General features: G+C 70.0%; 11 protein-coding genes. 6 read left to right on the forward strand and 5 right to left on the reverse strand.

Going from position 1 to position 7,606, the window contains the following annotated elements; all coding sequences use genetic code 11:
• Both QH270_RS20725 and QH270_RS20730 read right to left on the reverse strand, forming a co-directional pair.
• Window positions 1–682, reverse strand: a 682-nt coding sequence (locus QH270_RS20725; protein WP_280345063.1) for an RluA family pseudouridine synthase, incomplete at its 3' end; no start/stop codon positions are given.
• A 41-nt stretch (window positions 683–723) separates the two neighbouring features.
• The gene (locus tag QH270_RS20730; protein WP_280345040.1) at window positions 724–1,716 is read right to left on the reverse strand and encodes an adenylate/guanylate cyclase domain-containing protein; all 993 of its coding nucleotides are present in this window, start codon (window positions 1,714–1,716) and stop codon (window positions 724–726) included.
• Between the two features lie 155 nt (window positions 1,717–1,871).
• Between QH270_RS20730 and QH270_RS20735 the strand changes: the two genes are divergently transcribed.
• Complete coding sequence (locus QH270_RS20735; protein WP_280345042.1) at window positions 1,872–2,834, forward strand: NAD(P)-dependent oxidoreductase; 963 nt, start codon at window positions 1,872–1,874, stop codon at window positions 2,832–2,834.
• 1 nt (window position 2,835) lies between these two features.
• Here QH270_RS20735 and QH270_RS20740 read toward each other — a convergent pair whose 3' ends face one another.
• A complete protein-coding gene (locus QH270_RS20740) occupies window positions 2,836–3,288 on the reverse strand; it encodes a hypothetical protein (protein WP_280345044.1) in 453 nt (150 codons plus the stop codon).
• 141 nt (window positions 3,289–3,429) lie between these two features.
• Between QH270_RS20740 and QH270_RS20745 the strand changes: the two genes are divergently transcribed.
• Window positions 3,430–3,939: a pyridoxamine 5'-phosphate oxidase family protein gene (locus tag QH270_RS20745; protein ID WP_280345066.1), complete on the forward strand. Its 510-nt coding sequence runs from the start codon at window positions 3,430–3,432 to the stop codon at window positions 3,937–3,939.
• Here the strand turns inward: QH270_RS20745 and QH270_RS20750 are convergent.
• Complete coding sequence (locus QH270_RS20750) at window positions 3,873–4,640, reverse strand: MerR family transcriptional regulator (protein WP_280345047.1); 768 nt, start codon at window positions 4,638–4,640, stop codon at window positions 3,873–3,875. The genes QH270_RS20745 and QH270_RS20750 overlap by 67 nt on opposite strands.
• Before the next feature lie 61 nt (window positions 4,641–4,701).
• On the opposite strand from QH270_RS20750, the gene QH270_RS20755 reads away from it, so the two are divergent.
• Together QH270_RS20755 and QH270_RS20760 are read left to right on the forward strand one after the other, a co-directional pair.
• Window positions 4,702–5,190, forward strand: coding sequence for a DUF6194 family protein (locus tag QH270_RS20755; RefSeq protein WP_280345049.1), 489 nt, complete (start codon window positions 4,702–4,704; stop codon window positions 5,188–5,190).
• A gap of 85 nt (window positions 5,191–5,275) precedes the next feature.
• On the forward strand, window positions 5,276–5,869 hold the full coding sequence (locus QH270_RS20760) for a hypothetical protein (protein WP_280345052.1): 594 nt from the start codon (window positions 5,276–5,278) through the stop codon (window positions 5,867–5,869).
• 2 nt (window positions 5,870–5,871) lie between these two features.
• Here the strand turns inward: QH270_RS20760 and QH270_RS20765 are convergent, their stop codons facing one another.
• A complete protein-coding gene (locus QH270_RS20765; protein ID WP_280345055.1) occupies window positions 5,872–6,234 on the reverse strand; it encodes a hypothetical protein in 363 nt (120 codons plus the stop codon).
• 140 nt (window positions 6,235–6,374) lie between these two features.
• Here QH270_RS20765 and QH270_RS20770 point away from each other — a divergent pair, with 140 nt between their 5' ends.
• On the forward strand, window positions 6,375–7,232 hold the full coding sequence (locus QH270_RS20770; protein WP_280345058.1) for an NAD(P)-dependent oxidoreductase: 858 nt from the start codon (window positions 6,375–6,377) through the stop codon (window positions 7,230–7,232).
• Window positions 7,233–7,278: 46 nt separating this feature from the next.
• On the forward strand, window positions 7,279–7,458 hold the full coding sequence (locus tag QH270_RS20775) for a hypothetical protein (protein WP_280345061.1): 180 nt from the start codon (window positions 7,279–7,281) through the stop codon (window positions 7,456–7,458).
• Window positions 7,459–7,606: the final 148 nt, after the last annotated feature.

Raw genomic sequence — 7,606 nt, forward strand, 5'->3', positions numbered from 1 at the left:
CGGGGCCGGGGGTGGCCCGGACGTCGAGGACCGGTGGGGTGAGCCAGTCGGCGTCCAAGCGCAGCTGCCAGGAGTGCAGGTGGGTGCGGGGGAAGGCGGCGGTGCGGTCGAACAGCGGGTCGCCGAGGATGGGGTGGCCGATCCAGGCCAGCTGGACGCGGATCTGGTGCCGTCGACCGGTGACCGGCGCGAGCGCGAGCAGCGTGTGCTCCCCGTGCGTGGCCACCGTGGCGAAGCGGGTCAGCGACGGATAGTTCTTCGCCGCGAGCAGATCGGCCTCCTCGACGAACCAGCGCCCGCCCTCGTGGCGAATCGCCTCGCGCGGCGCCGCGATCCGCACCCGGTTCTTGCGCCCGACACTGAGCGGCAGGTCGAGTTCGCCGCGCTCGGGCAGGCCGGTGCCCGACACGATCGCCAGGTAGGCCTTGCGGGCGGTCTGTTTGTTGAACTGCTTGGTCAGCGGGCCGTGCGCGGCCAGGTCGGTGGCCAGCAGGACCAACCCCGAGGTCACCTTGTCGATCCGGTGCACCGGGTACAGCTGGGTGCCCGCCGCCTGTGCGAGCTCGACCAGGTCGGTGTCGTGCCGCTCGCCGGTCACCGAGATCCCCGCGGGCTTGTTCAGCGCGAGTACGGCGTCGTCGGCGTACACGGTGTACCGCTCGCGCACGGTCTGCCAGTCCATCTCCACGACGACACCCTAGAGAACGGTGTGCGCGGCCGCCGCTAGGAGGCCGAACGCAGCCGGTGCGGGCGCAACCGGTTGAACCCGCGCACCCGCACGCTGCGCAGATGCCGGATGGCGAATTCGGGATCGCCGTCCAGCGCCTCGGCCGCGGCGTCGTCGATGAGGATATTGCCCGGCCGCGCGACGCCGGTGAGACGCGCGGCGATATTGACCACCGACCCGTACAGGTCACCGAAGCGTTGCAGCACCTCGCCGTAGGCGAAGGCCACCCGCAGCTCCGGCGTTCCGCCGACCAGCATCGTCGACTCCTGGATGGCGAGCGCGATCCGCGCCGCGTCCACCGCGGTCTCGGCGGCGAACATCACCTCGTCACCGACGTTCTTGATCACCCAGCCGCCGTTGTCGGTGATGGCTGAGGTGGTGGTCGACTCGAAAGCCTCCAGCAGCGTGGACAATTCGTCGGGATGCAGGTGCCGGGTGAGCCGGGTGAAGCCCACCATGTCGGCGAAGCCGACGGCCAGCGTGCGCAGCGTGTCCCCGCCAACCTCGGCGTCGATCGAGCGGGCGACGGCCGCCGCCAGATGCCTGCGCCACACATACGACTGCAGCTGCTCGATGCCTGCCATGGTGGATTCGGTTGCGGCGCTGATTCTTTCCTCGAGGGGGATCGCGGGATCGCCCTCGGCGGCGCGCGCCTTGATCTCGGCGAGCACCAGGTCGGCCTGCCATTCGGCCAGCCGCGCCATGCCCTGACCGATCGTGCGCGCGGCCGCCGCCTGCTGGCGGATGTCCGAGGCGGCAACGACTTTCATGCTGCGGAAGTTGGTGACCGCGGCGATGTCGAGCTGGGTGTAGTCGACCTCGTCGTTCTCGTTGGCGGGGAAACCGAGCGCCGTCCACAGTCGCCGCGATTCGGTCTCCGGAACGCCGGACTGCTCGGCCACCTGGGTGCGGGTGTACCGGCGCGGCCCGGCCAGCAGCGCTTCCTCCACCGTGCGCTGGACCAGCTCGTTCATCTCGGCATCCGACATAGCAGTGACTCTACGACGCGCGCCGTCGCCGCAGGTCACACCCGCGCGGCCTTGGGGGTCGTCACAATCGTCGCCGCGCCGACGGTGACACCGCGCACACCGGCCGCCCACCCGTGGCGCTGACCTGGATCCTTACCCGGAGGTGGGGAACTCCGGTGCCGAGTGCGTACTTGCCGGGCAACTCCGCCCGCGCCGACAGTGAGAGCACAGCGGCGGTCGTCGGACCCCGCACCGTCTCGATCGGAGCGACCATGACCAAGCCGTCGGTGACCGTGCTCGGAACCGGATCGATGGGCGCCGCGCTGGCCAGGGCCCTGCTCGCCGCCGGCCACCCCACCCACGTCTGGAACCGCAGCCCGGAACGGACCGAAGACCTGGCCGCCGCGGGCGCGACCGCGCACCTCTCGATCGCCGACGCCGTGGCGGCGGGGTCGGTGTCCCTCGCGATCCTGACCGGTTTCGACGCCACCAGGTCCAGTCTCGCCGCCGCCGACCTGGCCGGGCGCGACATCATCACCCTCAACAGCGGGGCGCCCGCCCAGGCGCGGGAATTCGGGCGATGGGTGCAGCTGAGCGGCGGTCGCTTCCTCGGCGGTGCGATCAAGAATGTCGCCGCGGCCGTGGGCGATCCGGACACGCTGCTGTACTTCGGCGGCGATCGCGCCGTCTTCGACACCCATCGCGAGACACTGCGCGTGCTGGGCGGCGATCTCGAATTCCTCGGCCCCGAACCAGATCTCGCCGCGCTCTACGAAGCCGCCGTCGGCGCGACCCTGCTGCCCGCGCTGCTCGGTTTCGCCGAGGGCGCCGCGCTCCTCGCCGCGCGCGGGCTACCCGCGCGCAGCATGGTCCCGTACTCGGCGAAGTGGCTGCGCATGATCGAATCGCTGCTGCCGACGCTGGCCGAGGAGATCGACACCAAGGACTACACCCGGCTCGGCTCCTCGGTCGACCTGTTCGCGAGCGCGCTGTCCGAGGACGCCGTCATCGCCGCCGAATCCGGCGTCGACCTGTCCTGGCACGCCTCGATGCACGAGCTGCTGCGACGCGCCGTCGCCGAGGGGCGCGGCGAACAGAGCATCACCGCCCTGTTCGAACTACTCGCCGCCCGAGGCTGATTCAGTACAACACGCTGTAGGTGGCGGCCAGGGTGAACCCGTGCGCGCCGACCTCGCAGGTGACCGTGCCCTGATAGCCCACGCCGCAGGTGGCGTTGCCCGAGGTGACCCGGTGCCCCTCGGGCAGTACCTTCGCCTCGGGGTGGGTGAAGGTCGCGCGCTCGCTGTCGACGAAACGCGCGGCCTCGAGCGTCGTCACCCGCAGTTGATCGGTGCCGGCGGGCGCGTCGATCGGCACCGCGTCACAGCCGGTCGGGCCGTTGTTCCAGTAGATCGCGCAGTGCCGTCCGTCCGGCGTGCGGAAGAAGACGTTGCCGCCGTACGGCTCGGACACCAGGTACTCCGCGCGGTCCACCGGCGTGTAGTCCCACAAGCCCGATTGCGCGTTCGCCGTGCCCGCCGCCAGCATCACCGCTGCCCCCGACAGCACCGCGAGCGTGGATCGATTCCCCATGAGAGCCCTCCCTTGTCTCGTCTACCTGGTGTTTCGCCGAGGAAGACGACATCGTTAACCCGCGGGTACGCGTTCCGGGTCCGCGCCTGTGGATGCCTGGGTATGGTCGGCGCACAGTGCCATGAGCTGGAGGTGGAGTCGGTGGGTATCAAGCAGCGGGCCGCGGTGCGGATGACCGAGGAAGAGATCGCACGGTTCCTCGATCACAGCCGGGTGCTCACCCTGGCCACCCTCGACGCGGCGGGCAAGCCGCACCTGACGGCCATGTGGTTCGGCCACATCGACGGCACCATCTACTTCGAGACCAAGTCGAAGTCGCAGAAGGCGGTCAACCTGCGCCGCAACCCCACCCTCACCTGCATGGCCGAGGCCGGCGACACCTACGACCAGCTGCGCGGCGTCGCCATCGAGGGCACCGCCCACCTGATCGAGGACACCGACGACGAGGAGTACTGGAAGGCGGGCATCGACATCTACGAGCGCTACGTCGGCCCGTACAGCCCCGAGGTCAGGCCGTTCGTGGAGGCCATGATGAACAACCGCATCGTGGTGCGCGTGGAACCGACCCGCGTCCGGTCCTGGGATCACCGCAAGCTCGGGCTGCCCGCCATGCCGCTGGGCGGCAGCACCGCGGAGTCGCCCGCGTCCTGACCGAGCAGCTCGGACAGCTGCGCCGCCGCCTCGAGGAGCGCGAGCGAGCGAGCCGTGACGGTGGCGTCCCTGGCCGCCAGCGCCCGCCGCACGTCGGCGGTATCGCGCCGCAATTCGGGCATGATCGTGCGGATCTGGGTGATCCGATAGCCGGCCCTGCGAAGCTGGTGCACGATACGGGCATCGCGAACCTGGGCCGGAACATATTGTCGCGCACTGCCTTTCGCGTCCGCACGATCCGGGACGACCAAGCCCTCCGCGTCCCAGTGCCGCAGCGTCGAGGTCCGGATGCCGAGTGCCGCCGCGAGTTCGGCGATGCTCATCGCATCGGTCTCGCGGGTATCGGCGATCTCCTCCGTGGCAATGGCTTCCGCCGCGGTCCGGGCCAGCGCGAGGTCGACGCGCTCGCCGTGCAGGCCGGCGTGGGCCTCGTCGAGCGCGGCCAGCGCCCGCGCCCGTGGACCCGCGTGCACGATCCGCAGCAGCCGCTTGGCCTCGACCGGTCCGAGCGCCGCCGCGAGCGCGCGGTAGGCCAGCGCCGAGCGGACGTGGATCTCGCGATAGACCCGATGACCGCCCGCCGTGCGATCCGCGGATGGCAGCACGCCGTCGCGTTCGAGATTGCGCACCTGCTGCACCGAGTACCCGGCGCGGCGGGCGACGTCGACCGTGCGTCCGACGGGTGAGTTGAGGTTTCGCATCCAAAAGACCTCGTCGTTGCTGGGAAAATCCACACAAGCACTTCAATGAGACGCTCGAACCATGACGATAGACGACCTCATCGAGTTCCTCGGTTCCCTCGACGGCGTGCTGATCCTGCGCCCGGAAGCGGGCAGCGGCGCCCCGGAGATCAGCTGGGGCGATTCGTTCTGCTACTACGCGCCCGACGGCGTCGTCCCCACCACGGTTCAGCCGTTCGCCACCATCGTGACCAAGCAGTACCCAGACGAACGCGACACCGGCCTCGACCGCCCCGGCGCCTTCCGGGTCAATATCGCCGCCGGTCGCGACGCGTTCACCGCGTGGATCGGCTACGCACCCGGTCAGGCGCCCGCGCGACCCGCTGAAGCCGACCTCGTCTTCCCGCATCCGACCTACGGATCGGCGGGCTGGCTCGCTGTCCTCGACCCCGGCGAGCGCACCGATGACACGGTCCGCGATCTCCTGCGCGCGGCCCATGCCAGGGCGCGCACCCAGTTCGAACGCCGCGCGAACCGACACGGTGGACACAGCGCCGTTCACGACCGGTGATCGGTGTCGCGTCGAGCCGCACCGCCGGCCTCGGCCCGCTCGTGACGTCAGGTGCGCCGCCGCTGATCTCTGCGAGAATGCGGCGGTGGGTGACTATTTCGAACGAATTGTCGATGTCGAGGTCTCCGGCGCCGAGGCGGGTGCCGCGGCCGAGCGGATGGTGGAGTGGATGGTCTCGCGTGGGTGGTTGACGCGGGAGATGTCCGGCGAAATGATGTACAGCCTCCAGGTCTCGGAAGGCTATGTGCCCGGCCCTGGTTGGGGGGAGATCACCCAGGAGTGGGGTGCGGACTGGACGCCGGGGCCGGTCGCCGTCATCGCCGTCCGCGACGCCCACTATCCGGGGCAGGGCGGGATCCCGCCGTCATCGGTGGACTGCCCGCGCTGCGCGGCGACCGCCGTCATCATCGACTACCCCAACGCGTGGGAACCCGATGAGGCTGTGTGGCAACCCTTCTCGGAAGCCATCGACAACTGGCGGTACACCGGCGACGGCCCGATGACCTGCCCGGCCTGCGCCGTCACCAGTCCGATCACCAGCTGGGAGTGGGCCGACGGCTTCGCCCTCGGCGCGCTGGCCTTCGACTTCTGGAACTGGCCGCCGCTGTCCGATTCCTTTGTCGCCGAATTCGCCGCACATCTCGGCCACGAGGTCGTGCACCACGGCGGCAAATTCTGAATCTAGCCGCGATACACCTCGACGTAGGCATTGGTGGCCACGGCGATGATGCCCGGACCCATTCCCGTGCAACCCGCGGTGATGCGCTGACCCTCCGGCGTGAAGGGATAGCTGAGCGAGTAATAGGGCCCCACCGCGTACATCGGGAACGGCCCACTCGCGTACAGGCCCACACAGTCGACGTGCAGCACGTAGTTGCTGCCGCCATCGGGCTGGCAGACCGCCGACGCGCCGAACATGTCCCGCTGCACGGCGCAATCCTGCGGAGCCGCTTGCGCGGACCCCGTCCCGATGATCGCCACAGCGGCCAAACCCGAGATACCAGCGGCTGCGACGCGTGCCGCGGCGAATACTGCTCGTTTCATATGGAAACTCCTCCGGTGTCATGGTGATCTTCGGGTGAGCTCCGCTGAACGTTACTCGTCCGAACGACAGCTTGACCTGAAGCCAAGTTGAGCTCCTACGGTCCGTAATCGGATGTTGTTCCACGAGAACGGAGAAGACGATGACGGTCGCGGTGCTCGGACTCGGCGAGATGGGTGCGGCCTTGGCTGTGGCCTTGGTGGATGCCGGCCGGCGGGTCACAGTGTGGAATCGGTCGGCCGACAAGGCCGAGCCGCTGGTGGCGAAGGGCGCGCGAGCCGCCGCGACGGTGCCGGATGCGGTAGCCGACGCCGAGGTCGTGCTCGTCAATGTGAAGGGCGGCGAGGTCGCGGCGGAACTGCTGCGCGAGGCGGCCGCGCGGTTGGCGGGCCGAACGGTGCTCAACCTGACCGACGGGCCGTCGGAGCGGGCGCGGACCGCCGCGGAGCTCGCCGCCGAGCTCGGGGCCGACTACCTGCACGGGCAGATCATGACCATCGCCCCGGCGATCGGCTCGCCGGACGCGGTGATCTTCGTCGGCGGCTCGCGCGACGCGTTCGACCGGCACGAAGGGCTGTTGCGGGCCCTCGGCGGGCGCGCCACGTATGTGTCGCCGGAGCCGGCTGTCGCGGTCCTGTACGGAATGGCTGTGCACGACACCATGTGGGGTCTGCTCAACGGATTCCTGCACGCCTCGGCGCTGCTCGGGAAGGCTGGGCTGTCGGTCGGTGAATTCAGCGAACACGCCGAGCCGTCGCTGGCCGGGATGCTGTCGATGTTCCCGATGCTCGCCACCGAGATCGACCGCGCCGACCACGCCACCCCGTTCGGCGCGCTCGTGCATCACCTGCCGTCCATCGACGACCTGATCACCGAGAGCCGGGCGCGGGGCATCGATGTGGAGCTGCCGACCTACACGCGTGACCTCGTCGCGCGGGCCATCGACGCCGGTCATCGCGGCGACAGCTACTCCAGGCTGGTCGACCACTTCCGGCGCTGACGCGTCGGCGTTGCCACCCCCTGCGATATCGGCGGACACTGGAGGAATGGTTGACAGAGAGCAACGCACACCCTTCTACGGGGTGGTGCTCATTCTCGCGGCCCTCGGTGCATCGATGGCGGTCAGTTACTACGGGCCGACCTGGATTCGCGTCACCGTCTACATCCTCACGGTGATGATCGTCCTGGTCGGCGGCATCATGACCTTCCGCGACTACTCGCGCTGACCCGCCGCGCAGGCGCGGGGGCCCCCCGCCCCCCCCGGGGCCCCCCCCCCCCCCCCCCCGGGGGGGGGGACAAGGCACCACGCCCCCCCCCCCGCGGGCGCCGACCCCCAAACCCCGGGGGGCCCCCCCCCCCCCCCCCGGGTTGTGG

The sequence above is a fragment of the Nocardia neocaledoniensis genome (assembly GCF_029868625.1).
Taxonomy (GTDB): domain Bacteria; phylum Actinomycetota; class Actinomycetes; order Mycobacteriales; family Mycobacteriaceae; genus Nocardia; species Nocardia neocaledoniensis_A.

What these genes read in the sequence shown, in the direction of transcription:
- QH270_RS20730 (WP_280345040.1), bottom strand. Translation starts at nt 1,716, where the DNA reads ATGTCGGATGCCGAGATGAACGAGCTGGTCCAGCGCACGGTGGAGGAA.
- QH270_RS20740 (WP_280345044.1), bottom strand. Translation starts at nt 3,288, where the DNA reads ATGGGGAATCGATCCACGCTCGCGGTGCTGTCGGGGGCAGCGGTGATG.
- QH270_RS20750 (WP_280345047.1), bottom strand. Translation starts at nt 4,640, where the DNA reads ATGCGAAACCTCAACTCACCCGTCGGACGCACGGTCGACGTCGCCCGC.
- QH270_RS20755 (WP_280345049.1), top strand. Translation starts at nt 4,702, where the DNA reads ATGACGATAGACGACCTCATCGAGTTCCTCGGTTCCCTCGACGGCGTG.
- QH270_RS20765 (WP_280345055.1), bottom strand. Translation starts at nt 6,234, where the DNA reads ATGAAACGAGCAGTATTCGCCGCGGCACGCGTCGCAGCCGCTGGTATC.
- QH270_RS20770 (WP_280345058.1), top strand. Translation starts at nt 6,375, where the DNA reads ATGACGGTCGCGGTGCTCGGACTCGGCGAGATGGGTGCGGCCTTGGCT.
- QH270_RS20775 (WP_280345061.1), top strand. Translation starts at nt 7,279, where the DNA reads ATGGTTGACAGAGAGCAACGCACACCCTTCTACGGGGTGGTGCTCATT.